The organism is Polycladidibacter stylochi (genome assembly GCF_001562055.1).
Taxonomy (GTDB): Bacteria; Pseudomonadota; Alphaproteobacteria; order Rhizobiales; family Stappiaceae; genus Pseudovibrio; species Pseudovibrio stylochi.
This window is the reverse complement of the sequence record NZ_LLWE01000024.1, coordinates 397,108-421,373: the sequence shown is the minus strand read 5'-3', so window position 1 is coordinate 421,373 and position 24,266 is coordinate 397,108. Positions and strand designations below refer to the sequence as shown.

Here is a 24,266-nt window from a genome sequence, read left to right as displayed (position 1 = left end):
AAGCGCATTCCATTTTTAAAAATGAACGGTTTAGGCAATGATTTCGTGGTGTTTGACGCCCGACAAGACCCGCTTGCCTTGAAGCCGGCGCAAATTGCCGCTATCGGCAACCGGCAAAGCGGTATCGGTTTTGACCAGATGGTGACTGTCGAACGCTCTACCAATGGTGGCTATGCTTTCATGCGCATTCACAATTGCGATGGCAGCCAAGTCGATGCTTGTGGTAATGCCACGCGCTGTATTGGTCGCTTACTCCTGGGTGAAGCTGGCTTGAAAGCCGTTACAATAGAAACCAACGCCGGTTTGTTGCAGGCCTTTAGCCGCGAGAGTGAAAGCAAAGTCGCAGTTGATATGGGTGTGCCCCGATTGGGCTGGCAGGACATTCCACTTGCTGAAGAATTTGCCGATACCACGCAGATCGAGCTACAAATTGGGCCAATTGATGCCCCGGTATTGCACAGCCCATCTGTGGTGAATGTGGGTAACCCCCACGCGATTTTCTGGGTAGTAGATGTGAATGCCTATGAGCTTGACAAGCTTGGCCCCCTTTTGGAAAATCACCCGATTTTCCCCGAGAAGGCCAATATTTCTATTGCCCATGTGGTGAACAGGAATGAAATTCGCCTGCGCGTTTGGGAGCGCGGCGTAGGACTAACTGAGGCGTGCGGTACGGCTGCCTGCGCTACAGCGGTTGCTGCCATACGCAAGAATCTTTGTGAGCGCTTGGTGCAGGTTCACCTGCCCGGTGGCACCATAGAGATTGAATGGCGCGCTGAAGATGATCATATCATAATGACCGGTGAAACCGAGATCGAGTTCGAGGGACTGCTTGATTTGGAAACACTGGCTTTTGAAAGAACCGCAGCGGGAGACGCGGTTGCGGAGTCTGTAACTTGACGATTGATGTTGTAACCTTTGGCTGCCGACTGAACGCATACGAGTCGGAAGTGATGAAGCGCGAAGCCGAGGCTGCGGGCCTTGAAGACGCCGTGCTGATTAATACCTGCGCCGTAACCAACGAAGCGGTGCGTCAGGCACGCCAGACTATACGCAAAACACGGCGCGAAAACCCCGAGGCGCGCATTATTGTCACCGGCTGTGCTGCACAAACAGAATCTGCCACTTTTGCCGATATGGACGAAGTGGACCTCGTGCTAGGCAACAGCGAAAAGATGGAACGTGCCAATTATAGCAAAGTGGCGGCCTTTGGTATTGATACCAGCGAAAAAGTGATCGTGAACGACATTATGAGCGTACGCGAGACTGCCGGTCATTTGATTGATGGTCTTGAAGGGCGCTCGCGGGCCTTTGTACAGGTACAAAACGGCTGCGATCATCGCTGTACATTTTGTATTATTCCCTATGGCCGTGGCAACTCGAGATCGGTGCCAATGGGCGTTGTCATTGATCAAATCAAGCGGTTGGTGGACAACGGCTATGGCGAGATTGTACTTACCGGCGTCGATATTACCTCTTATGGCACCGACTTGCCGGGCACCCCGAAACTGGGGGATTTGTGCGCCAAGATTCTCAAGCTTGTTCCCGATTTACAGCGCCTGCGGCTTTCTTCCATCGACAGTATTGAAGCTGACGACGAGTTGATGGGCGTGATTGCCTCTGACATGCGGATGATGTCACATTTCCATTTGTCTTTGCAGGCTGGGGACAACATGATTTTAAAGCGCATGAAGCGCCGTCATGCCCGTGAAGACACCATTCGCTTTTGTGAGGACGTGCGAAAAATGCGGCCGGATGTGGTGTTTGGTGCCGATATCATTGCTGGCTTCCCCACTGAAACCGAAGAAATGTTTGAAAACACCCTACGCATAGTTGATGAATGCGGGCTCACACATTTGCATGTATTTCCGTTTTCACCGCGCCCGGGCACTCCGGCTGCGCGAATGCCGCAATTGGACCGCAAAATCATTAAGGAACGCGCGGCACGCTTACGAGCAAAAGGCGAAGCGGCTGTATTGGCGCACCTGAAGAGTGAAGTGGGCAAAACCCGGCGCGTGTTGGTAGAGCGTGAAGGCTTGGGCCGTACCGAACTATTTACCGAGGTTGAGCTGAATGCAAGCGAACCCGGTGTGTTTGTTGATGTGCGCATTACCGGTCATACCCACCGGCACCTACTGGCAGAAATTATTGACTAACAAGCGTTAGTGTGGCGTACAGCCAAGCTGTGCAACAGAATTTGAAGGAAAGCGATTCACATGAGCGAGAAAAAGCGCGGTTTTTTTGGTCGGCTGTTTGGTGGCAATACAGAGCCTGCCGAAGCTGAGCAACCTTCAGAAGAAAAAGCTGTTGCGGATGCCTCGCTTGTTGAGAGCAAAAGCGATTCTGAAACACCTAATGTGGATGTTGTAGAAGCAGCCACGGCAAGCAAAGAGCCGGTAAAGCTGGATACCACGCCAGATGTTTTGGTAGAGCCTGAGCATAATAACGGCGATGCCGACACCTTGCAGGCGGCAGATGAAGCCGAACAAGAGCTTGAAGCCATTACTACAGATGACGAAGCGCAACCAACGCCAATGGACGCGCTGGTAGAACAGGCCGAACCACCTCAAGAAGCTGCTGAGGAATTACCGCAGGAGCCTGCAACCGAGAGCCTAAGTTGGTTCCAGCGCTTGAAGGCGGGATTATCGCGCTCTTCCAGCTCGCTGACCGAGGGTATTTCCTCTATTTTCACCAAGCGCAAGTTGGATGCGCAAACACTTGAAGAGCTGGAAGATATTCTCATTCAGGCCGACCTTGGCATTGATACCGCTATGACCATTACCGAGCGTGTGGCCGATGGGCGCTATGACAAGGAAATTTCTGGTGAGGAAGTGCGCCGTATTCTGGCCGAGGAAGTTGAGGCCGTGTTGGCTCCTGTTGCCAAACCGCTTGACTTGAACACCGGTCATAGCCCGCATGTGGTGCTTATGGTGGGTGTGAACGGTACGGGTAAAACCACCAGTATTGGCAAGCTGGCGCACAAACTCGCCGGTGAAGGCAAAAAGGTGATGATGGCGGCGGGCGACACTTTCCGCGCAGCCGCGGTTGAGCAGCTCAAGGTTTGGGGTGAACGAACCGGCGCTGAAGTCATTGCACGGGACACCGGGGCAGATGCGGCCGGGCTGGCCTTTGACGCCATTGCAGCTGCAAAAGCCCAAGGGGCTGATGTGCTGCTCATCGATACGGCTGGCCGGTTGCAAAACAAGGCAGAGCTGATGGAAGAGCTTAAGAAAATCATTCGTGTGATTAAGAAGCATGATGAAACAGCGCCGCACTCTGTATTACTTTCGCTGGATGCCACGACAGGGCAGAACGCTTTGAACCAAGTGGAAATTTTCGGCAAGGAAGCCGGTGTTACCGGTTTGATTATGACCAAACTGGACGGCACAGCGCGCGGCGGTATTTTGGTGGCCATCGCCAAGAAATACGGCTTGCCTGTGCATTTTATCGGTGTTGGTGAAGGTATGGACCATCTTGAGCCGTTTGAAGCGCAAGACTTTGCCAAGGCCATTGCAGGTATGGCAGAGTAATATTGACGCAACCGTATCCAAGCCAGAGGTTGTTTAGCTCAAACTAAATTTGGCGGTTCACAATGTCTATAAAACGTGCTGCAATACCTCTTATTTTAGGAGTGCAGTAGATGAACCATCTTGAGCTGAAAATACCGCCAGTGTTTGTTTTTGCATTTAGTCTGTTAGCGCTTGTGGTGCATGACGCTTTTTTAGCGCATAACGGGCTATTGCGATTGCTACCAGCTTGGGTGCTTTACTCCATAATTGCTGCTCTGTGTGCTTTTGCCGTTTATCTGGCAGTTTCCAGTCTCTCTGGCATGCGGGCAGGAGGCACCAGTGTAAGCCCACGACAGCCTCAAAAAGCTAGTAAGCTGGTTATTCACGGGGCTTTCAAGTTCTGCCGTAATCCCATGTATTTATGTCTGGTAGTGGTGGTAAGTGTATTGGCTTTGTTAGCAGGGCATGTGCAATTGCTTATTTGGCCGTTGTTTTTGGCGTTGTATCTCACCCGCTTCCAGATCATTCCTGAAGAGCGCATTTTAACTGCGCTGTTTGGTAAGGAATACATGGATTACAAACGCAGAACACGGCGCTGGTTTTAGTGTTTGCCGGTTCTGCCTCTGTAATTGCACCAATTTCCCTAGTTACCAGAAGCGGTGAAGGCCTCTATACGAAAAGCAGCCGCCATGAGCTCGCGCGTATATTCGGTTTGCGGATTATTGAATATCTGCTCGGCCGAGCCGCGCTCTTGCACTTTACCCTGTTTCATCACAATAACTTCGTTGGACAAGGCGCGGACCACTTTCAAATCGTGGGAGATAAACAAATAGGCCAGCCCATGGCGTTTTTGTAAATCGCGCAGCAAATCAACCACTTGGGCTTGTACCGACATATCCAACGCCGAAGTTGGCTCATCCAGCATAACAAACTTCGGCTCCAGAACCATTGCCCGCGCAATAGATATGCGTTGGCGCTGCCCTCCAGAAAACTCGTGGGGATAGCGGTGGCGAATGGCGGCATCCAGCCCCACCTCTTCCAGAACATTGGCGGCTTTGCTATCGCGCTCGCTACTGGTGAGATGCGGCTGGTGGATTTTCAACCCCTCCCCAACGATTTCAGCAACCGACATTCGCGGTGACAGAGAACCGAAGGGGTCTTGAAAGACAATTTGCATATGCTGGCGCAGGGGGCGCATTTGCTTCCACGAGTATTTACTCGTTTCATGCCCTTCAAACTTGATTAGGCCTTTTGAGGACAACATACGCATGAGCGCCAAGCCGAGGGTGGTTTTGCCCGATCCGCTTTCGCCCACAATACCCAGTGTTTGCCCTGCTCTCACTTGCAGATCAATGCCATCTACCGCTTTGATATGGCCACTAACACGGCGCATAAAACCGGTTTTAATTGGAAACCACACTTTGATGTCTTGCGCTTGCAGCACCACCGGTTTGTTTTGGTCGGCTTGTGGTGGCTCGCCTTTGGGCTCTGCTGCCAACAGGTGCTTGGTGTAGTCGTGTTGTGGAGCCGAAAAGAGTTGCTCAGTTGGGCCGCGCTCGACAATTTCACCTTTTGTCATGACGCAAACATTATCGGCCAAGCGACGCACGATACCTAAATCATGGGTAATAAACAGCATGGCCATGCCGGTTTTTGTTTGCAGGTCTTTGAGCAATTGCAGGATTTGTGCTTGAACCGTCACATCCAGTGCGGTTGTCGGCTCGTCAGCTATCAGCAAATCCGGCTCATTAGCCAGTGCCATGGCAATCATAACCCGTTGGCGCTGCCCCCCTGAAAGCTGATGGGGGTAAGCGCTGAGCCGCTCTTGCGGGTTGGGAATACCCACTTTCTCTAGCAGATCGATAACACGGGCGCGGGCTTTGCTATCGCTATAACCACGATGGATTTTTAAAATTTCCGAAACCTGCCGCTCGATAGAGTGCAGCGGGTTGAGCGAGGTCATGGGCTCTTGGAAAATCATCGAAATGCGATTGCCACGCACTTTGCGCATGGCGTCTGGCTTGAGCTCCAAGAGGTCTTGCCCCTCGAAGTTAATGGAGCCGTTTGGGTGGCTGGCTGCCGGATAGGGCAATAACTTGAGAATGGAAAGCGCCGAGACGGATTTGCCCGAGCCACTTTCACCCACCAGTGCCAAGGTTTCGCCTTTGTTAATGGCGAACGAAATTTTGTTCACAGCGCAGCTGGTTTTACCATCCTGCGTGAAATCGACCGATAAATTATCCACTTTCAGGAGCGGCGTTGCATTTTCCATTATCTGCCCTCCTATTGCAGTGTTTTTCTTGGGTCAAAGGCATCCCGCACCGCTTCGCCGATGAAAATCAGCAGGGATAGCATGATGGAGAGAACCAAGAAGCCGGTGATACCAAGCCACGGCGCTTGCAGGTTGTTCTTGCCTTGCTTGAGCAGCTCGCCCAAGGATGCCGAGCCGGGCGGCAAGCCAAACCCTAAAAAGTCGAGGGCTGTCAGCGTGGAAATGGAGCCATTGAGGATAAACGGCAGGAATGTAAGCGTGGCGACCATAGCGTTGGGCAAAAGGTGCCGCCACATAATCACCCCGTTGGACACACCAAGAGCGCGGGCTGCGGAAACATATTCAAAGTTGCGCGCCCTTAAGAATTCGGCACGCACCACCCCAACCAGCGCAACCCATGAAAACGCCAGCAGGATGCTAAACAACACCCAAAAGCCCGGCGTAAGAACGGACGAAACGATCATGATCAAATAGAGCGTGGGAATGGCTGTCCATACCTCGATGAACCGTTGCAAGCCAAGATCGACCCAACCGCCGTAAAACCCTTGCACCGCGCCGGCGGCGATGCCGATGACTGATGACGCCAAAGTGAGCGCCAAGCCAAAAAGTACCGAGATACGAAAACCATAGACCAAACGGGCCAGCACATCGCGCCCCTGGTCGTCGGTTCCCAACCAGTTCCAGTTACCGAGTGTGCAATTAGGATCTTCAACGCCCAGCGGATAGCGCTCGCAGCGTTTCTCTTTACTCATCATCCACGATGGCGGTGCAGGTGCAGGCACAGGAATGTCGTTGTTCACCGTGCCATATGAATAACGCACCGGAGGCCAAAGCATCCAGCCATTGGATTCAATTTCATTCTGGTTATAGGGATCGCGATAATCGGTTATGGCCAAAAAGCCGCCGAATTTCTCTTCCGGATAGTCGACAAAGATCGGAGCCAGCAATTCGCCCTTATAATAGACCAGTATGGGCTTATCGTTGGTAATGAATTCGGCCATCAGTGTAAAGACAAACAGGAATGAAAAAATCCAAAGCGACCAGTAGCCCCGCTTGTGAGATTTAAAATTACGCCAGCGACGCTGGTTAAGCGGTGATAGGCGCATTTGCTTTTGTGGTGGCTGCGTTTGCTCGGGCAGTGGTACAACCGTTTCGAATGTTTCAGCTTCGAGCTTTTCTTCGCGTTGGTTTTGCATGCTCACACCTCCCGACTTTCAAAATCGATACGGGGATCAATGAGCGTATAGGTGACATCTGAAATCAGGTTCACCAGCAAGCCGATCAACGAGAAGATATAAAGTGTTGCAAACACCACCGCATAATCGCGGTTAATGATGGATTCAAAGCCCAAAAGGCCCAGTCCATCCAGCGAGAAGATTGTTTCGATAAGCAAAGAGCCGGAAAAGAAAGCCGAAATAAAGGCGCCCGGGAAACCGGCGACAACTATAAGCATGGCATTACGGAATACATGGCCATATAGCACTTGCCGCTCTGTTAGGCCCTTGGCACGTGCTGTTTGCACATATTGCTTGCGGATTTCATCCAAAAACGAGTTTTTAGTCAGCAAGGTGGTGGTAGCAAATGCCGACAATGCCATAGCCGAGAGCGGTAACACCAAGTGCCAGAAGTAATCCAATATTTGTTCATACCATGGCAGCTCACTCCAGCCTTCGGAGGTGAGCCCCCTTAAGGGGAACAAGTCTAAAAACGAACCACCTGCAAATAACACAATAAGCAATATGGCAAACAAAAACCCCGGTATCGCATAACCCACAATGATGACCGTTGATGTCCAGACATCGAAGCGGCTGCCATCTTGCACCGCTTTGCGAATGCCCAGCGGGATGGATATTCCGTAGGAAATCAAGGTCATCCATAGGCCCAGCGAAATTGATACGGGGAGCTTTTCCTTAATCAAATCGATAATAGAGATATCACGGAAATAGCTATTGCCAAAGTCAAAGCGGGCGTAATCCCATATCATGCGGCCAAAACGCTCTAGTGGTGGTTTATCAAAACCAAATTGTTTTTCCAGGCTCTTGATAAAATCAGGGTCCAGTCCCTGCGCGCCGCGATACTTGGAATTTATAGATTCGCTACCGGATGAAAGGGCAGCGCCGCCGCCCATATCGCCACCACCACCAGAAATGCGCGAGGTTGCCGAAACGCTTTGCCCCTGTAACTGGGCAATAACTTGCTCCACAGGACCACCGGGTGCAAATTGAATAATGACAAAGTTGATGGCCATGATACCAATGAGGGTTGGTATCATGAGCAACAAGCGACGCAGAATGTAGGCGCCCATTTATTATTTTTCCTTAATCGACCTTACCAATGCGGACAGCTTTTTCCAAGTCTACCCACCACAGTGATTCTATTGGGAAACCATAGACCGGAACTTCTTTCGGATATCCAAACATATCCCAAAAAGCTACCGTATGAACGGGCTTGAACCATTGTGGCACCCTGTAATGACCTGCTCTTAAAACACGGTCTAATGCCCGCGCTGCCACATTCATTTCTTCGCGGGTTTGGGCTGTAATGGCTTTATCAAGCAGCGCATCCACCACCGGGTCCTGTATACCGGAGAGGTTATAACTACCCGGTGTTTCGGCGGCTTTTGAGCCCCATATTTGCCGATCGCTATCATCAAATGTGGCATTTAACGAATAGTTCCTTCCTGCCACATCAAAATCAAACTCGTTCATACGCGATTCAAACTGTGCCGGATCAACCACACGGAAATTAGCTGTAATACCAAGCAAGGCAAGATTTTTAATGAAAGGCTGTACCACTCTTTCAAACGTCGATGTGTTAGAAAGAAATTCGAATGTAAATGGTTCGCCTTGCTCGTCTAACAGCTTTTCACCATCGCGCTTGAGTCCCGCTTGTGCCAGTAATTCACTTGCTTTGCGTAGCAGTTCACGATCTTGCCCCGAGCCATTGGAAACTGGCTGTATGTAGGCTTTTTCAAATACTTTTGCTGGAAGCTGTTCACGGTAGGGCTCTAACAAAGCCAGTTCGGCCTTTGTGGGTAGCCCCTCGGCTTTCATATCCGAATTTTCAAAGTACGATTGTATGCGGTCATAAAGACCAAAGAACAGGGCGTTGTTTGCCCACTCAAAGTCAAAGGCCATGCCGATGGCTTCTCGTACCAACGGGTTTTGGAATTTTTCCCGCCGGGTATTAAAGTACCATGCCTGCCCGCCATTCACACGACCATTTGGGAAGGTTTGCTTCACCACGCGCCCTTCTTGTACCGCCGGAAACTCGTAGGCTTTTTCCCAGTTGCGAGAGATGTGCTCATTACGAAAAGTAATATCACCTTTTTTGAAGGCTTCAAAAGCGGTTTGCGCCTCGCGGTAAAAGTCTATTCTTATAGCCGAGAAATTATGGTGGCCGACATTTACTGGCAGGTCTTTGGCCCAATAATCCTCCACCCGCTTAAACTCGACAAAACGGCCCAGCTCATGCTTACCCACCTGATAGGGGCCAGAGGCAAGCGGCGGCGTTAAGGTGGTCGCTTCAAAATCGTAACGGGTGTAGTAATCCTTGGAGAATATGGGAAGGGAAGCCACAAACAATGGCAGTAAGCGTGACTGCTTGCCCGAGAGCACCAGCTTCACTGTCAACTCATCGGGATAGCTGACTTCAACCACCTCATGCAGCGCCTGCGAAATCATGGGGTGGCCCTTTTCTTTCAGCAAATTGAAAGAGAACACCACATCATCGGCTTGCAGCTTGGAGCCATCATGAAAGCGCGCTTCTTCGCGCAAATGGAAAAAGTAGGTATTATGATCTTCGCTAATGGTGACATCTTTTGCCACCAAGCCATACATGGCATCCGGTTCGTCCAGCGCACTGGCCATAAGCGTATCAAAGCACAACTCCATGCGCGGCGGGGCATCACCCTTTAAAATGAAGCTATTGAAACTATTGAAGCTTTGCGGATTTTGGTTAAACATCCATGTGGGCGGTGTCATAGAAAAACGGCCGCCTTTTGGGGCCTCCGGGTTGGCATAGTGAAAATGCGTAAAACCGGGGGCATATTTCAAGCTACCGAAAGCAGAAATACCATGGCGGCGGCCGACTTCTTGCGCAAATGCCTTTGCGGGGACAATAGTCCCCAGTGCTGTGGAACCTGCGAGAAGAGCTGCCAAATGAAGGAAATCACGGCGGTTATAGTCGTGCATTAGTCATTCTCCTTCTTAACAGCAGCAGCCTTCTTTGCATCATACCACCAAATGGTTGGAAAGCCGATGCTTTGCTCTGGTAATGGCTGGGGATGCGAGAAGCGATCCCAATGGGCATAGAAGTCGCTTAATGAGGTCCAGCCGGGTATGATATAATGGTTCCATAGCAAAACCCGGTCTATTGCATGGGTAACGGCGATAACATCTTCATAGGTTTCGGCAAGAACCAATTTTTCAATGAGAGCGTCAATAATCGGGTTTTTAATACCGCCATAATTTGGGGAGGCCGGATTATCTGCCGCTTGGGAACCGAAGAAGTAGCGTTGTTCGTTACCGGGCCGCAAGGACTGGTTCCAGCCCAAATAAATCATATCAAAATCACGATTGCGGACACGGTTAACATATTGCGAGGTATCAACCGGGCGTAAAACGAGTTCAATACCCAGTTTGCGTAGTGATGTTTGATAGCGTAGAGCGATTCTTTCCAATTGGTTGCTGTGCATGAGCAATTCAATGGTAAATGGCTCACCTGTCTTTGCATTAACCAGCTGAGTGCCTTTTCGCTCATAGCCCGCAGCCTTAAGTAACTGTAATGCCTGCCGCAGGTTTTTACGCTCATCTGCCGGTTGGTTATAGCTGACATTTTTAAAGGGCTGGGTGAACAGCTCTTCCGGTAGCTGGTTTTGGTATGGTTTTAAAACCTCTAGCTCTTTCCCGGTCGGAATGCCTCTGGCGGCTAATTTGCTATCAAAAAAGTAGCTATCGATATGCGAATAAAGGCCATAGAAAATATCTTTATTCAACTCTTCAAAATTAAAGGCATAAGCCAACGCCTCGCGCACACGGATATCTTTAAACTTCTCGCGGCGCAGGTTGGGTATAAAGCCGCGCATTGTGCCAGAGCCTTTAGAGGCTTGGTCATAACTTTCTTTCACAACACTGCCGTTGTTTATGGCGGCAAAATCGTAGGCCGTAGACCAAATACGTGCAGTATATTCTTTGCGCCAATCAATTTGATCTGCTTTCAACGCTTCAAGCGAAACTGTTTGATCGCGGAAAACTTCAAAACGAATTTGGTCAAAATTATATTGTCCCACATTTACCGGCAGGTCTTTGGCCCAATAATCGTCCACACGCTCGTAAACAATAGAACGAGATGGCGTAACCTTGGCAATTTTATAGGCTCCGGAACCTAAAGGTGGCTCTAGCGTTGTTTTGCTGATATCACGCCGGTTTCCATCTGCATCTTTTCCTGTCCACCAATGCTTGGGCAGAACAAGAACCTGCCCCATAATGAGGGGTAGCTCTATGTTATCTTTTATAGAGAATGTGAACTTGACTTCGTGTGGCCCTGTTTGTTCGGCCTTGGCAACATCCGCATAGTAGCCTTGGTATTGCGGGTTGTATTTTCGGATGGTGTTGAAAGACCAAATAACATCTTCTGGGGTTATGGGTTTGCCATCGTGCCATTTGGCTGCCGGATTGAGGCGAAATTTCGCCCATGAGAGATCTGCTGGATATTGCAGCGCTTCTGCAATCAAACCGTATTCGCTACTTACCTCATCCAGACTAGGTGCCATAAGCGTATCATAGATGAGGTTGAGACTATGAAGCGGCAGACCTAATGGCGGTGTGCCTTTGGGCAGCACGGGGTTTAATGTATCGAAACTGCCGTAGTCCGGCATGCGAATCACACCACCTTTGGGTGCATTCGGGTTGACATAATCAAACCTCTTGAAGCCTTTTTTGTATTTTAACGCACCGACTGTTGATATGCCGTGATGCCACGGTAGGTTTTGTTCGACCTTTTGTTGAGCATTGTCGGGGTTTGCTTGCGATGAAGCTGCTAAAGCGGGCTGATTGCATATGAGTATGGATGTTAAAAAGAGCCACACCATTGTTCTTATTGTTTTTTTATGCAAGCTATCCCCCTATAATTATTGTGTTTTGTTAAAACAAACGCTGTGAGTTAAGCAATATTATGACAAAAGTGCAAATAGACTACAAACTAGCGCTTTTCATTTCCTATTAGTTATAGGTACCCTGAGGTTTTAGTGAAGCTATTAATAAGGGTAGCTAATAATAAAAAAGGCCAGCGTTGAGCTGGCCTTCTAAAAGTTGAAATTTATTAGTTATATTACTCAAGTGGTGCAGGGTTGTCGGAAAGAGAGCGTAAATATGCCAGCAGTGCGGCACGGTCTTTGGCTTTCTTCAAACCACCAAAACTCATTGCTGTGCCAGCAATGTAATCCTTAGGTTTTGTAATAAAGTGGTCGAGCTTCTCAAAGGTCCACGCCTCGTTTTCACCGGCAAACTCTTGCATGCTTGCAGAGTAGGAAAACCCTTCGTGGGCTGCAGGTTTACGGTTAACAACTTCCCAAAGGTTCGGGCCAACCTTGTTTTTTCCACCCTTATCGAAGGTATGACATGCGGCGCACTTTTTCGCCTGCTTTTCACCCTTTTCAACCGAAGCTGTTGGCAACAACATGAGTGCTGTTTCTTCTTGTTTCGCTTCTTCTGCACCACCTGCTTTAGCTGACGCATCTGCCAACTCTATTTCATAGCCACGCTGTTGTTCACCTATGGGTGCGAAGATGACATCTGACAACTGACCAATACCCAAGAACAAAAGAAGTGCGAGAAGAACTGCACCCGCAATCTTGTTCCATTCAAATGAATCCATGCTGACACGCTCCGATGTTGGCTAGGAATAGCTCTGCGCCCCGTTGAGCAGAGCCTCTGCTTAATTATAGAATTTTGGGGAAATTACAGGGAAAACTATTGTTTTGTCCATCAATTTATCAGGGTTTCTCCTAGGCGATACGGCTAAAGACCAAAACGCATGACAGGTTTGTGCAGAGGTTGACATATATTTTGAGTTAGAATTATCCCAAAACTGGCGGAAATTATTGTTTTAATGCATACGCACATATATTTCGTTGCTCAGCCGCCTATTATGAATGCGTCTGAAGACCCGTCGAAAAAAGGGGGATAAATTGTTGATTGTTGACGATAGCCCCTTAGCAATTAAGGGTTTTTACTTGTTTTCGTATAGGCATTTAAAAGCAGGACTGTTGAACTCTACAGTATTTTGCCTGTGTTTTACTCACCTGAACTATTAATAGGAAATAGTTAGTTTATGGTGCTTCGCGGTGATGCGAAGCGCTTGGTTTTATACACTAGTGTTTTCTTTGAGAGCGGTAAAATGAAATGACAGAACAACGGCAAATTGTTTTTCAAGGTGAGATTGGGGCAAACTCCCATATGGCCTGCAACAGCGTGTACCCTGATTTTCAGGCTATTCCTTGCGCAACGTTTGAGGACTGCTTCCAAGCCGTTGAAACCGGGCGTGCCGAGTTGGCGATGATTCCTATCGAAAACTCCGTTGCCGGCCGTGTTGCCGATATTCACCATTTATTGCCGCGCTCTGACTTGCATATCATCGGTGAATACTTCATGCCCATTCGCTTCCAGCTGATGGGGCTTAAAGGGGCCAAGCTGGAAGAGCTGACACATATTCAAAGCCATGTGATGGGCCTTGGCCAGTGCCGCAATATTATTCGCGAGAATGGAATAATGCCGGTTATTGGTGCCGATACTGCCGGTTCGGCCCGCCAAATCGCCGAGAAGAACGACCCCAAATGGGGGGCTTTGGCACCCGAGCTTGCCGCCGAGATTTACGGATTAGAAGTTATTGCCCGTAATGTAGAGGATGCTGCACATAACACCACACGCTTTGTTATTCTTTCCAAGGGCGATAAGCGGGTCGTGAATACCGGCCAGCCTGTTGTGACATCTTTTGTTTTCCGGGTTCGCAACGTTTCTGCCGCACTTTACAAGGCTTTGGGTGGCTTTGCGACCAACTCCGTTAACATGACCAAGCTGGAATCCTATCAGCTTGAGGGACAATTTTTTGCATCTATGTTCTATGCCGATATCGAGGGGCACTTAGATGACGATAACGTTAAACTTGCAATGGAGGAGCTGGCGTTCTATTCGTCTGAACTCAAGATTTTAGGCGTTTACAACGCTAGCCCTTTCCGGGCAAAAATACGTGAACCAGAGGCGAACCGGGCGTTACGCCCCTCACCCAACCAATAGTTGACCGAGTAAAGCACTAAAAGCTGCTTATACTACGCAAGGATCGTAGATGCCAAATCACACCTATGATGCACTGTGCATCGGCAATGCAATTACCGATGTCTTTTCTCATGTGGAAGAAGACTTTTTAACCGATCAGAACCTCGTTAAAGGCAGCATGCGCCTCATTGATACTGACGAGGCGCTACGGCTTTATAACCTTATGGGACAAACTACCCGCATTTCGGGTGGTAGTGCCGGCAATACCGCTGCTGGGCTTGCTTCTTTGGGCGGTAAACCCGCCTTTTTGGGCAAGGTTGCCAATGATGAACTTGGTGATAATTATGGCCATGATATGCGTGGCATTGGCGTGCACTTTGACACCCCTGCCCTACGAGATGATTTGGCATCCGGTCGCTCCATGATCCTGATCACACCGGATGGCGAGCGTACCATGAACACTTATCTTGGTTCTGCAACAAAGTTGACACCATTTGATGTGAACAAGGAAGTGGTTCAAGGTTCTTATGTAACCTATATGGAAGGCTATTTGTGGGACGAAGAGCTGGCAAAAAATGCTTTTGTGGAAGCTGCGAAACTTGCCCACGAAGCCGGACGTCTGGTTTCGCTCTCGCTTTCCGACAGCTTTTGCGTTGACCGTTTCCGCTCCGAGTTCCTGGAGTTGATCCGCAGCGGCACCGTGGACCTTTTGTTTGCCAATGAGCACGAGTTGAAAGCACTTTACGAAACTGCCGAGCTGGAAGCAGCTATTGCGGCAGTACGCGAAGACTGTAAGCTCACAGCGCTCACCCTTGGCTCCGAAGGGGCAATGGCCATTTCACGCGAAGAAACCGTTCATGTCCCTGCAAGCGAAGTTAAAACCGTTGTCGATCTAACCGGTGCCGGAGATTTGTTTGCCTCCGGTTTTCTATTTGGTTTGTCCCGCGATTACTCGTTGAGCCAATGCTGCGAGTTGGGCTGCCTATGTGCTGGAAATGTGATTTCACACGTTGGTGCACGGCCAGAGCGGCCACTGGCCCAGTTTGTCGAGCAAGAAGGTTTTCAGCTTTAACAGACCTGTATTTCCAATATAAAAAAGGCGGCTCTCGGGCCGCCTTTTTTGTTTCAGCTTGCAAAATTAAGCGCTTGCCAAGTCTTCTACAGAAAGGATTTTACCGTTTTCATCCAAACGGTAAATGACTGGCTTACCAGTGCCCAGTTCACGCTGCAAAATCTCTTCTTCAGACAGGCCTTCCAGTTCCATAATGATGGAGCGCAGGGAGTTACCGTGTGCAGCAACGATTACCCGATTACCTTCCAAAACTTTTGGCAGGATTTCTGCTTTGTAGTAGGGCAGTGTGCGCTCTGCTGTCATTTTCAAGGATTCACCACCTGGAGGCGGTACATCGTAAGAACGACGCCAGATGTGAACTTGCTCTTCACCGAACTGCTTGCGAGCTTCGTCTTTATTCATACCTGTCAGATCACCGTAATCACGCTCGTTGAGCTTTTGATCTTTGGTAACCGGCAGATTTTCTTGACCCAGCTGTTCCTGAATAAGCGCCAATGTGTTTTGAGCGCGTGTCAGGTCGGATGTGAACGCCATATCAAAAGACAGGCCAAGCTCTTTCAACTGTTTACCAGCTGCTTTGGCTTCTTCAACGCCCTGCTCGGTCAAATTCGGGTTTTTCCAACCTGTGAAAAGGTTTTTCAGGTTCCATTCGCTTTGTCCATGACGGACGAGGACCAAAAGGCGTTCCATATTATCTCTCCTCGGGAGGTTGAGAGGTTATTTAATCAAGACCGAGAACATCGGTCATGGTGTACATACCCGGTGCTTTATCGCGGGCCCAAAGCGCCGCTTTAACTGCACCGCGTGCAAATAGTTGCCGGTCTGATGCTTTGTGAGTGAGCTCAATGCGCTCGCTCTCGCTTGCAAACATAACCGTGTGCTCGCCAATCACAGAACCGCCGCGCAAAGTTGCAAATCCAATATCACCCTGCTTACGCTCGCCTGTGATACCATCACGGCTGCGAACAGCTTTTTGTTCCAGCTCTACTTCCCGGCCCTGTGCTGCAGCTTCGCCCAACAAATGCGCAGTGCCTGAAGGCGCATCAACCTTATGGCGGTGATGCATTTCCAAAACTTCGATATCGAATTCTTCATCCAATGCTGCAGCAGCTTTTTTGACCAAGCTGGCAAGCAAGTTAACTCCTAAACTCATATTACCCGACTTCACAATGCGGGCTGATGTCGCGGCTGCCATGAGTTCGTTGTTTTGCTCGGCTGTCATACCAGTTGTGCCAATGATATGCACAAGTCCATAGTGCGCCGTTAGTTTTGCGAATGCGAGTGTAGCTTCAGGCGACGTAAAGTCAATAAGCCCATCAACCTGCTGCAACGCTGTTGGCAAGTCGGATGTTACAGGAACATTTAAATGACCTAGCCCTGCAAGTTCACCTGCATCAGAACCAAGAAATGGGGAAGACTCCCGCTCGATAGCAGCACCCACGACCATATCGGGCGCTTCTGACACTGCTTTAACAAGAGCGCGTCCCATACGCCCACCAGCACCAACAACCGCGATACGCATTTCACTCATTCCCACCTCCAACATTTTGAAAGTTGGTATAACAGTTCGAATGAAACGGGGAAAGACCCATCACTTATATCCTTGCCGCGTTAACACACTGTGGTAATTGCATAGAACTATTGGCAAATCAGATCAGGCATTTTTATTGTGGGGTGGAAACAAAAAAGGCCAGCACCGAAGCGCTGACCTTAATTCTAAAGACTTTGCATTGATATTATGCTTTGTCTTCGTCTTTAGGAATTTCCTTACCGGTTTCCTGATCGACCACTTTCATGGAAAGGCGAACTTTGCCGCGCTCATCGAAGCCCATGAGCTTAACGAAGACTTTCTCGCCCTCTTTAACAACATCAGTTACCTTGGCAACTTTGCGTGGTGCCAGCTGGGAAATGTGTACCAAACCGTCACGTGCGCCGAAGAAGTTAACGAATGCGCCGAAGTCTACAGTCTTCACAACTGTGCCTTCGTAGATCACACCAACTTCAGGCTCAGCTGCAATGGAGTTGATCCAGTTGAGGGCTGCTTTAATTGCCTTACCATCGCTGGAAGCAACTTTAACCGTACCATCATCTTCGATGTTGATTTTTGCGCCGGTTTTTTCAACGATTTCGCGGATAACTTTACCGCCGGAGCCGATAACTTCGCGAATTTTATCCACAGGGATCTGGATGACTTCAATGCGCGGCGCGTGCTCACCAAGTTCGGAGCGTGCTTCGGTGATTGCTTTTGACATTTCACCAAGAATGTGAATACGGCCACCTTTTGCCTGCTCAAGCGCAACCTTCATGATCTCTTCGGTGATACCGTCGATCTTGATGTCCATTTGCAGTGCTGTGATACCGTTTTCAGAGCCGGCTACTTTAAAGTCCATATCGCCAAGGTGATCTTCGTCGCCAAGGATATCGGAGAGAACTGCAAAACGCTCGCCTTCTTTAATCAGGCCCATTGCTATACCAGCAACAGGTGATTTCAATGGCACACCTGCATCCATCAAGGATAGTGAGGTACCACAAACGGTTGCCATGGAAGAAGAACCATTTGATTCTGTAATTTCAGAAACCACGCGCAATGTATATGGGAAGTCGTGGTGTGCAGGCAGCATTGGGTGAACCGCACGCCATGCCAGTTTACCATGACCGATTTCGCGACGACCAGGGGAACCGATGCGGCCAGCTTCACCTACAGAGTATGGAGGGAAGTTATAATGCAGCATGAACGATTCTTTTTTGGTGCCTTCCAGCAGGTCAATGAACTGCTCGTCTTCACCTGTACCCAATGTCGCAACAACGAGGCCCTGAGTTTCACCACGTGTGAACAGGGAGGAACCGTGAGCGCGTGGCAAAATGCCAACTTCGGAAACAATCTGGCGAACTGTTTGCAGATCACGGCCATCGATACGAGAACCTGTGTCCAAGATACGGCCACGAACGATTTCAGCTTCCAGCTTTTTGAAGAGATCACCAACAACAGTTGCTTCAGGAGCACCTTCTTCACCTGTGACCAGCGCTTCAACGACCTTGGCCTTTACAGCATCAACAGCGTTTTTACGCTCTGTCTTTTGCATGATGGTGTAAGCTGCGCCAAGCTCTTCAGCGGCAATTTCTTTCACCTTTGCAAACAGATCAGAATGATCTGGCAGGTTCAGTTCACGTGGCTCTTTCGCAGCAGTTTCAGCCAGCTTGATGATGGCATCAATAACCGGTTGGAAACCAGCTTGACCAAAGACAACCGCACCCAGCATTACTTCTTCAGAAAGTTCCTGTGCTTCGGATTCTACCATCAACACAGCATCGCTGGTACCAGCCACAACCAAGTCGAGCTTGGTGTCTTCCATTTGGTCAACAGTTGGGTTGAGCACATACTCATCGTTGATGTAAGCAACGCGCGCGCCACCAATTGGGCCCATGAACGGAACACCTGAGATGGTAAGAGCTGCAGAAGCTGCAACCATTGCCAAGATATCTGGAGCGTTTTCCAGATCGTGGCTCAGAACAGTCAAGATAACTTGTGTCTCGTTCTTATAGCCATCAACGAACAATGGGCGAATCGGACGGTCAATCAGGCGGGATGTTAATGTTTCATGTTCTGAAGGACGACCTTCGCGCTTGAAGAAACCGCCTGGAATGCGGCCAGCAGCGTATGCCTTTTCCTGGTAATTAACAGTAAGCGGGAAGAAGTCCTGACCTGGCTTTGCGTCTTTTGCTGAAACAACGGTTGCCAGCACTTTAGTTTCGCCATAAGTGGCGATAACCGCGCCATCGGCCTGACGTGCGACCTTACCAGTTTCAAGGGTTAATGGCCGGCCAGCCCAGTCTACTTCCACGCGATGAATATCAAACATATCTCTATCCTACATTCGCTTGCATGCACTCATTTGCTTGCAAGCTGACATACTTATGCCTCTATCTGTCTACCCAAGCCCATTGGCCCGTGCGTTTACAGTAAGAAGCACTCTTTTCAGTCTGTATCCTGTGTGCCAACCCGACTGGTTGCACAACACAAAAGCAAGACAGCAAGAAGTTCTTCAATAAAACTACTTGCAATCGTGCTTTTTGCGGCCCGCTGATGGCCTTATCATCTTGAGCGTTAAAGCATAAAACGCGGCAGATTGCTCTACCGCGTTTAAAGAATCCTTAGCGACGAATGCCAAGACGCTTAATCAGGTCCTGATAGCGTGCTTCTTCTTTGCCTTTCAAGAAGTCAAGAAGCTTACGACGCTGGCTAACCATCTTCAAAAGACCACGACGTGAGTGGTTGTCTTTTTTGTGACCTTTGAAGTGTTCAGTCAGAACAGTGATGCGGTGTGTCAAGATAGCAACCTGTACTTCAGGGGAACCTGTGTCACCTTCTTTGGTTGCGAATTCTTTAATTAACTCAGCTTTACGCTCAGGAGTAATCGACATCGGTTTTTCCTTTTTGTTGCGCAGCATCGGCTGCTTTGTTTGTGCTTAAGCTGGCTTAAGCGTCGCATTGTCTGGGCCATGCCGAGATGTCGTCCAGCATGGTCTGACAAGCGAAGATAAGGGCAGAGTGCCCATACGGCGGGACTATGCCGCAAAACGAACTAAAAAACCAGTGGAAACGACTCACATTTAGTCGTTCTGCGGTTTTTAAGAGATGTTGAAGACGCGTTTTGGCTGGAATTTTCCCTGTGCAACCTCACCAAAAGCAAGAAGCTTACCGCCCGCAACCACGTAAATCTCTTCGGGACCAATTGGTGCGCCCGCCCCTTTCAAGATAATGGCGTTTCCGCGTTTTACCTTTGCAGCTGCATCGCTGGTAATAACCACCGAGCCCAACTGATACAAGGCCGTTTCTACGGGTAGGATTGTATCCATCAACTCCGGTTTTTCCAGCGGATTTTCCCCATCGTAGTCTTCGGAAATTTCCTTCAAATCATCCAGCGTGACCATATCGGCCTCACCAAACGGGCCAACAAGCAGCCGGCGCAGGTCTGTTACATAACCACAAGTACCTAGCCGCTCGCCCAAATCACGTGCCAGTGCACGCACATAGGTGCCTTTGCCACATTCAGCCTCGAAAACGGCTTTATTTTCATCTGGCATACTAACCAGATCAAGACGGTGCACCTCGATCGGACGGGCTTCAATTTCTACCAGCTCCCCGCCACGGGCCAAATCATAGGCGCGATTACCATCTATTTTAATGGCAGAAAAAGCTGGGGGGCGCTGCATGATTGTACCTACAAACTCTGGCAGCACTTCGCGAATACTTTTTTCATTCGGGCGCACATCGCTCGTGGTGATTACTTCACCTTCCGCATCATCGGTGTTGGTTTGTATCCCCCACGTCACCTCAAAGCGATAAACTTTACGCCCGTCCATCACATAGGGAACGGTTTTGGTGGCTTCCCCGAACGCAATTGGCAAGCAACCGCTAGCGAGTGGGTCAAGGGTACCCGCATGACCTACTTTTTCGGGGTGAAAAATCCGCTTTAGCTGGCCCAGTGCGTCATTCGAGCTCATGCTCAAAGGTTTATCCAGCACTAGCCAGCCGTTGACAGGATAGCGTGTTCTGCGTCGCTGTTGTCGCGCCATGCAACCTCGCCCTACTGTTCGTCGGTATTATCGTTATCTTCGTCAGCTTCAACATCCTGCTTCACCAATGGTGTGGCCAGCAGGTTGTTAATGCGGTCGTCGTCGTCAAAGCGGGTATCTGCCACAAAGCGGAAATCACAAGCGTATTTCATTTTAACCCGGCGCGAAATCTGGCCGCGCAGGTACTTTGTGTGCCGCTTTAGAGCCGTTAATATCGTATCGATATTCTCACCGCCCAATGGCATCACCATAACGGTAGCCCAACGCAAATCTGGTGACATGCGCACTTCGGGAATGGTGACAATCACGCGGTCCAGATCGGGGTCTACCAACTGGCCTCGACTTAGGATGTCGGAGAGTTCTTTACGCACAAGCTCGCCCACGCGCAGCTGGCGCTGTGAGGGCTGGCCTGCAAATTCATCGTGAGGTCTTGCCATTTTCTTTTCTCAGCAAAGGCGCCGGCACGGGGACCCGTACCGGCGCAATGTTATTTCCATTCTGGTGCATCAGTTAGAGAGAACGGGCGATCTCTTCTACCTGGAAGCATTCAATCACATCTCCAACACGCATGTCTTTGTAGTTGGTGAAGTTCATGCCGCATTCAACGCCAGATTCAACTTCTTTAACTTCGTCTTTGAAGCGCTTGAGTGTACCCAGTTCACCTTCGTGGATAACCACGTTATCACGCAGCAAGCGAACCTGTGCACCGCGCTGCACCACACCTTCGGTAACCAAACAACCGGCAACACGGCCCACTTTGGTGATGTTGAAGATTTCTTTAATGTCGGCGTAACCCAAGAAGGTTTCGCGGCGCTCTGGTGCCAACATGCCGGACATGGTGGACTTCACGTCGTCGAGCAGATCGTAAATCACGCTGTAGTAGCGGATTTCGACACCTTCGCGGCGGGCAGCTTCTTGTGCCTGCTTGTTGGCACGAACGTTAAAGGCCATGATTGGCGCTTTAGACGCAACAGCCAGCGTGATGTCGCTTTCTGTGATACCGCCAACACCGGAAGCAATGACGCGTGCACCGACTTCATCGTTGCCAAGTTCTTCCAAGGAAGAAGCAATTGCTTCAGCAGAGCCTTGTACGTCGGCTTTAACGATGAGCGCAAAGTCTTTGCGGCCATCTTCCTTCAAGCCTTTCATCATGGCTTCAAGTGAAGAGCGTGAAGAAGCAACGCGGGCTGCCATCTTGTCACGCAGCTGACGGTGACGGTACTCGGAAATTTCGCGGGCACGTGCTTCACTTTCAACAACAGCCACACGGTCACCCGCAGCTGGTGTTGCCTGGAAGCCAAGAACCTCAACAGGTTTGGAAGGACCAGCCTCTTTTACCTGTTTGCCGTTTTCATCGAGTAGCGCACGGACACGGCCCCATTCGGAACCTGCAACAACGATATCACCAACACGCAACGTACCCTTTTGCACCAAAATGGTGGCAACAGGACCGCGACCCTTGTCGAGTTTCGCTTCGATAACGGTACCTTCGGCAACACGATCCGGATTTGCACGCAGTTCAAGAACTTCTGATTGCAACAGAACCATCTCGATCAACTTATCGAGGTTTGTGCCCTGTTTTGCAGAAACTTCCACGTCGATCACATCACCGCCCATGCTCTCGACAACGATTTCCTCACGTAGAAGATCGTTGCGTACACGGGATGGATCGGCACCTGGCTTATCCATTTTGTTGATCGCAATGATAATCGGAACATCCGCAGCTTTAGCGTGTTGAATTGCTTCGCGGGTTTGCGGCATGACACCATCATCCGCGGCAACAACCAAGATCACGATATCGGTTGCCTTGGCACCACGAGCACGCATTTGAGTAAATGCAGCGTGGCCTGGCGTATCAATGAAGGTCACTTTCTGACCGTTCTGTTCTACCTGATAGGCACCGATGTGCTGGGTAATACCGCCAGCTTCGCCAGATGCTACATTTGCCTTACGCAGAGCATCAAGCAAGGATGTTTTACCGTGGTCAACGTGACCCATGATGGTAACAACCGGAGGACGCGACTGCAGGTTGCTTTCATCGTCTTCAATGTCAAAGACGCCTTCTTCAACATCCGCTTCAGAAACACGCTTAACAGTGTGACCCATTTCTACAGCGATCAGTTCAGCGGTATCCGCATCAAGGATATCGTTGATTTTCATCATCTGACCCTGCTTCATGAGCAGTTTGATCACATCGACCGCACGTTCAGTCATACGGTTAGCCAATTCCTGAATGGTAATTGCTTCAGGAATTGTTACTTCGCGTGAAATCTTCTCGCGCTGAACGGTTTGTTGGCCGGCACGTTTTTCTTTTTCGCGGCGACGACGCATTGAAGCGAGCGAACGGCTGCGCTCACCCTCATCGCTGGTTGCGCGTGCAATCGTCAGCTTGTTTGAACGGCGACGATCATCACCAGTGTTACGACCTGGTGTTTTTGGTGCAGCTTGTACCTTTTTCGCTGGCTTTGCAGCCGGCTTCAGGCCACGCTTTGCGCCTTCAAGCTCATTAGGAACTGGAACAGCAGCTTCGGCCATAGGACGACCGCCTGGACGTGCACCGCCACGAGCAGGTCCATCCAAACGCGGTGGCTTGCCATCACGCATTGGGCGATCATTACCACCTGGACGTGGAGGTCGGGCACCTGCTGGACGCGGACCACGATCTCCTTCACGGCGCGGACCACGATCACCACCTGGACGTGGGCCACGATCACCTTCACGACGTGGACCTCTTTCGCCTGCAGGACGTGGGCCGCGATCACCTTCACGGCGGGGACCTCTATCACCTTCACGACGTGGACCACGATCACCATCACGGCGGGGGCCTCTATCACCTTCACGGCGGGGACCACGCTCGCCATCGCGGCGCTGACCTCTGTCACCTTCGCGACGAGGAGCTTTTTCCGCTTGTGTTGGCGCAGCTTTCGCAGTTTCAGGAGCAGCAGCCTGCTTTTCAGCAGCAGCACTTTGCTCTTTCGCCTTAGCTTCGGCGGCTGCCTTAGCCTTTGCAGCTTCTTCTGCTTCTTTCTTTTGGCGCGCTTCTTCTTCCTGTTTTGCTTTTGCAGCTTCTTCAGCACGTTGTTTTGCAAGTGCCTCTTGGCGCTTAGCTTCGTCTGCGCGGCGCTTGGCATCTTCGACTTCACGTACCTGAGCCATACGCAGCGCTTCTAAACGCGCATCTGCTTCGGCTTTACTCAATGTTTTTTGAGCGGACGCAGACTGATTGTTATTACCGCGGCGATTATTATTACGATTACCGTTGCGGTTGCCATCTGAACGGCGTTGACCGCCCCCTTCAGAACGGCGATTTTCTTGCGGGCGTCGCTGTTCGTTCCGCTTCTCGCCACGTGTGCTTGAAGCCGCAGAGCCGGACGATGTTGTAGAAGCCCCTTCTTGACCGGGGACAACAACACGTCGCTTTTTCTTTTCCACAACGACAGCCTTCGAGCGGCCGTGGGAGAAGCTCTGCTTTACGGTGCCTTTTTCAACGCTCCCGGGCTTCAATCCCAGCGTTTTTCTTTCCCCGCCGGTAGGTTTGTCATTTGTGTTTTTGCTATCGCTCATAT

Annotated in this window: 19 protein-coding genes; 6 read left to right on the top strand and 13 right to left on the bottom strand. The window is 50.1% G+C overall.

Translation table 11 applies throughout. The annotated features are described in order from the left end of the window. Nucleotides 1-21 precede the first annotated feature (21 nt). From dapF to AYK67_RS08290, 4 genes are all read left to right on the top strand, one after another. Entirely contained in the window at nt 22-897 is an 876-nt protein-coding gene (gene dapF / locus AYK67_RS08305; protein ID WP_068085361.1) for a diaminopimelate epimerase, read from the top strand. Continuing rightward, on the top strand, nt 894-2,153 hold the full coding sequence (mtaB, locus tag AYK67_RS08300) for a tRNA (N(6)-L-threonylcarbamoyladenosine(37)-C(2))-methylthiotransferase MtaB (protein ID WP_068084797.1): 1,260 nt from the start codon (nt 894-896) through the stop codon (nt 2,151-2,153). Before dapF ends, mtaB begins: the two co-directional genes overlap by 4 nt. 60 nt (nt 2,154-2,213) lie before the next feature. Continuing rightward, nucleotides 2,214-3,527, top strand: coding sequence for a signal recognition particle-docking protein FtsY (ftsY, locus tag AYK67_RS08295; RefSeq protein WP_068084795.1), 1,314 nt, complete (start codon nt 2,214-2,216; stop codon nt 3,525-3,527). A 110-nt stretch (nt 3,528-3,637) separates the two neighbouring features. Then, nucleotides 3,638-4,111, top strand: coding sequence for a methyltransferase family protein (locus AYK67_RS08290; protein WP_068084794.1), 474 nt, complete (start codon nt 3,638-3,640; stop codon nt 4,109-4,111). Between the two features lie 38 nt (nt 4,112-4,149). On the opposite strand, the gene AYK67_RS08285 is transcribed toward AYK67_RS08290, so the two are convergent. The 6 genes from AYK67_RS08285 to AYK67_RS08260 form a co-directional block, all read right to left on the bottom strand. Beyond that, the gene (locus AYK67_RS08285) at nt 4,150-5,778 is read right to left on the bottom strand and encodes an ABC transporter ATP-binding protein (RefSeq protein ID WP_068084793.1); all 1,629 of its coding nucleotides are present in this window, start codon (nt 5,776-5,778) and stop codon (nt 4,150-4,152) included. Between the two features lie 11 nt (nt 5,779-5,789). Then, nucleotides 5,790-6,884 (bottom strand): ABC transporter permease, encoded by a 1,095-nt coding sequence (locus AYK67_RS08280; protein WP_206597520.1) that lies wholly within the window; start codon nt 6,882-6,884, stop codon nt 5,790-5,792. 92 nt (nt 6,885-6,976) lie between these two features. Further along, the gene (locus tag AYK67_RS08275) at nt 6,977-8,083 is read right to left on the bottom strand and encodes a microcin C ABC transporter permease YejB (RefSeq protein ID WP_068084787.1); all 1,107 of its coding nucleotides are present in this window, start codon (nt 8,081-8,083) and stop codon (nt 6,977-6,979) included. A 13-nt stretch (nt 8,084-8,096) separates the two neighbouring features. Continuing rightward, entirely contained in the window at nt 8,097-9,971 is a 1,875-nt protein-coding gene (locus tag AYK67_RS08270; RefSeq protein ID WP_068084784.1) for an extracellular solute-binding protein, read from the bottom strand. Further along, complete coding sequence (locus AYK67_RS08265) at nt 9,971-11,893, bottom strand: extracellular solute-binding protein (protein WP_244266892.1); 1,923 nt, start codon at nt 11,891-11,893, stop codon at nt 9,971-9,973. The genes AYK67_RS08270 and AYK67_RS08265 overlap by 1 nt, the downstream gene beginning before the upstream one ends. Before the next feature lie 215 nt (nt 11,894-12,108). Next, on the bottom strand, nt 12,109-12,654 hold the full coding sequence (locus AYK67_RS08260) for a c-type cytochrome (protein ID WP_068084780.1): 546 nt from the start codon (nt 12,652-12,654) through the stop codon (nt 12,109-12,111). Between the two features lie 527 nt (nt 12,655-13,181). On the opposite strand from AYK67_RS08260, the gene AYK67_RS08255 reads away from it, so the two are divergent. Both AYK67_RS08255 and AYK67_RS08250 read left to right on the top strand, forming a co-directional pair. Then, nucleotides 13,182-14,072 (top strand): prephenate dehydratase, encoded by an 891-nt coding sequence (locus tag AYK67_RS08255; RefSeq protein ID WP_068084777.1) that lies wholly within the window; start codon nt 13,182-13,184, stop codon nt 14,070-14,072. A gap of 49 nt (nt 14,073-14,121) precedes the next feature. After that, nucleotides 14,122-15,123 carry an adenosine kinase gene (locus AYK67_RS08250; protein ID WP_068084774.1) on the top strand — a complete coding sequence of 334 codons (1,002 nt, stop codon included), beginning with the start codon at nt 14,122-14,124 and terminating at the stop codon, nt 15,121-15,123. Nucleotides 15,124-15,189: 66 nt separating this feature from the next. On the opposite strand, the gene AYK67_RS08245 is transcribed toward AYK67_RS08250, so the two are convergent. The 7 genes from AYK67_RS08245 to infB form a co-directional block, all read right to left on the bottom strand. Further along, nucleotides 15,190-15,813 (bottom strand): 2,3-bisphosphoglycerate-dependent phosphoglycerate mutase, encoded by a 624-nt coding sequence (locus AYK67_RS08245; RefSeq protein WP_068084771.1) that lies wholly within the window; start codon nt 15,811-15,813, stop codon nt 15,190-15,192. Between the two features lie 31 nt (nt 15,814-15,844). Then, entirely contained in the window at nt 15,845-16,654 is an 810-nt protein-coding gene (gene dapB, locus AYK67_RS08240; RefSeq protein WP_068084769.1) for a 4-hydroxy-tetrahydrodipicolinate reductase, read from the bottom strand. A 205-nt stretch (nt 16,655-16,859) separates the two neighbouring features. Beyond that, nucleotides 16,860-18,983 carry a polyribonucleotide nucleotidyltransferase gene (pnp, locus tag AYK67_RS08235; RefSeq protein ID WP_068084767.1) on the bottom strand — a complete coding sequence of 708 codons (2,124 nt, stop codon included), beginning with the start codon at nt 18,981-18,983 and terminating at the stop codon, nt 16,860-16,862. Between the two features lie 292 nt (nt 18,984-19,275). Next, nucleotides 19,276-19,545: a 30S ribosomal protein S15 gene (gene rpsO, locus AYK67_RS08230; RefSeq protein ID WP_068085358.1), complete on the bottom strand. Its 270-nt coding sequence runs from the start codon at nt 19,543-19,545 to the stop codon at nt 19,276-19,278. Nucleotides 19,546-19,752: 207 nt separating this feature from the next. Continuing rightward, the gene (truB, locus tag AYK67_RS08225; RefSeq protein ID WP_068084764.1) at nt 19,753-20,700 is read right to left on the bottom strand and encodes a tRNA pseudouridine(55) synthase TruB; all 948 of its coding nucleotides are present in this window, start codon (nt 20,698-20,700) and stop codon (nt 19,753-19,755) included. Between the two features lie 11 nt (nt 20,701-20,711). After that, on the bottom strand, nt 20,712-21,137 hold the full coding sequence (gene rbfA / locus AYK67_RS08220) for a 30S ribosome-binding factor RbfA (RefSeq protein ID WP_068084762.1): 426 nt from the start codon (nt 21,135-21,137) through the stop codon (nt 20,712-20,714). Nucleotides 21,138-21,210: 73 nt separating this feature from the next. After that, nucleotides 21,211-24,264, bottom strand: coding sequence for a translation initiation factor IF-2 (gene infB / locus AYK67_RS08215; protein WP_068084760.1), 3,054 nt, complete (start codon nt 24,262-24,264; stop codon nt 21,211-21,213). Between the last annotated feature and the right edge of the window lie 2 nt (nt 24,265-24,266).

Coding starts and splice junctions, on each gene's coding strand:
- dapF (WP_068085361.1), top strand. CDS start 22: ATGAACGGTTTAGGCAATGATTTCGTGGTGTTTGACGCCCGACAAGAC.
- ftsY (WP_068084795.1), top strand. CDS start 2,214: ATGAGCGAGAAAAAGCGCGGTTTTTTTGGTCGGCTGTTTGGTGGCAAT.
- AYK67_RS08290 (WP_068084794.1), top strand. CDS start 3,638: ATGAACCATCTTGAGCTGAAAATACCGCCAGTGTTTGTTTTTGCATTT.
- AYK67_RS08285 (WP_068084793.1), bottom strand. CDS start 5,778: ATGGAAAATGCAACGCCGCTCCTGAAAGTGGATAATTTATCGGTCGAT.
- AYK67_RS08280 (WP_206597520.1), bottom strand. CDS start 6,884: ATGCGCCTATCACCGCTTAACCAGCGTCGCTGGCGTAATTTTAAATCT.
- AYK67_RS08275 (WP_068084787.1), bottom strand. CDS start 8,083: ATGGGCGCCTACATTCTGCGTCGCTTGTTGCTCATGATACCAACCCTC.
- AYK67_RS08270 (WP_068084784.1), bottom strand. CDS start 9,971: ATGCACGACTATAACCGCCGTGATTTCCTTCATTTGGCAGCTCTTCTC.
- AYK67_RS08260 (WP_068084780.1), bottom strand. CDS start 12,654: ATGGATTCATTTGAATGGAACAAGATTGCGGGTGCAGTTCTTCTCGCA.
- AYK67_RS08255 (WP_068084777.1), top strand. CDS start 13,182: ATGACAGAACAACGGCAAATTGTTTTTCAAGGTGAGATTGGGGCAAAC.
- AYK67_RS08250 (WP_068084774.1), top strand. CDS start 14,122: ATGCCAAATCACACCTATGATGCACTGTGCATCGGCAATGCAATTACC.
- AYK67_RS08245 (WP_068084771.1), bottom strand. CDS start 15,813: ATGGAACGCCTTTTGGTCCTCGTCCGTCATGGACAAAGCGAATGGAAC.
- dapB (WP_068084769.1), bottom strand. CDS start 16,654: ATGAGTGAAATGCGTATCGCGGTTGTTGGTGCTGGTGGGCGTATGGGA.
- pnp (WP_068084767.1), bottom strand. CDS start 18,983: ATGTTTGATATTCATCGCGTGGAAGTAGACTGGGCTGGCCGGCCATTA.
- rpsO (WP_068085358.1), bottom strand. CDS start 19,545: ATGTCGATTACTCCTGAGCGTAAAGCTGAGTTAATTAAAGAATTCGCA.
- truB (WP_068084764.1), bottom strand. CDS start 20,700: ATGGCGCGACAACAGCGACGCAGAACACGCTATCCTGTCAACGGCTGG.
- rbfA (WP_068084762.1), bottom strand. CDS start 21,137: ATGGCAAGACCTCACGATGAATTTGCAGGCCAGCCCTCACAGCGCCAG.
- infB (WP_068084760.1), bottom strand. CDS start 24,264: ATGAGCGATAGCAAAAACACAAATGACAAACCTACCGGCGGGGAAAGA.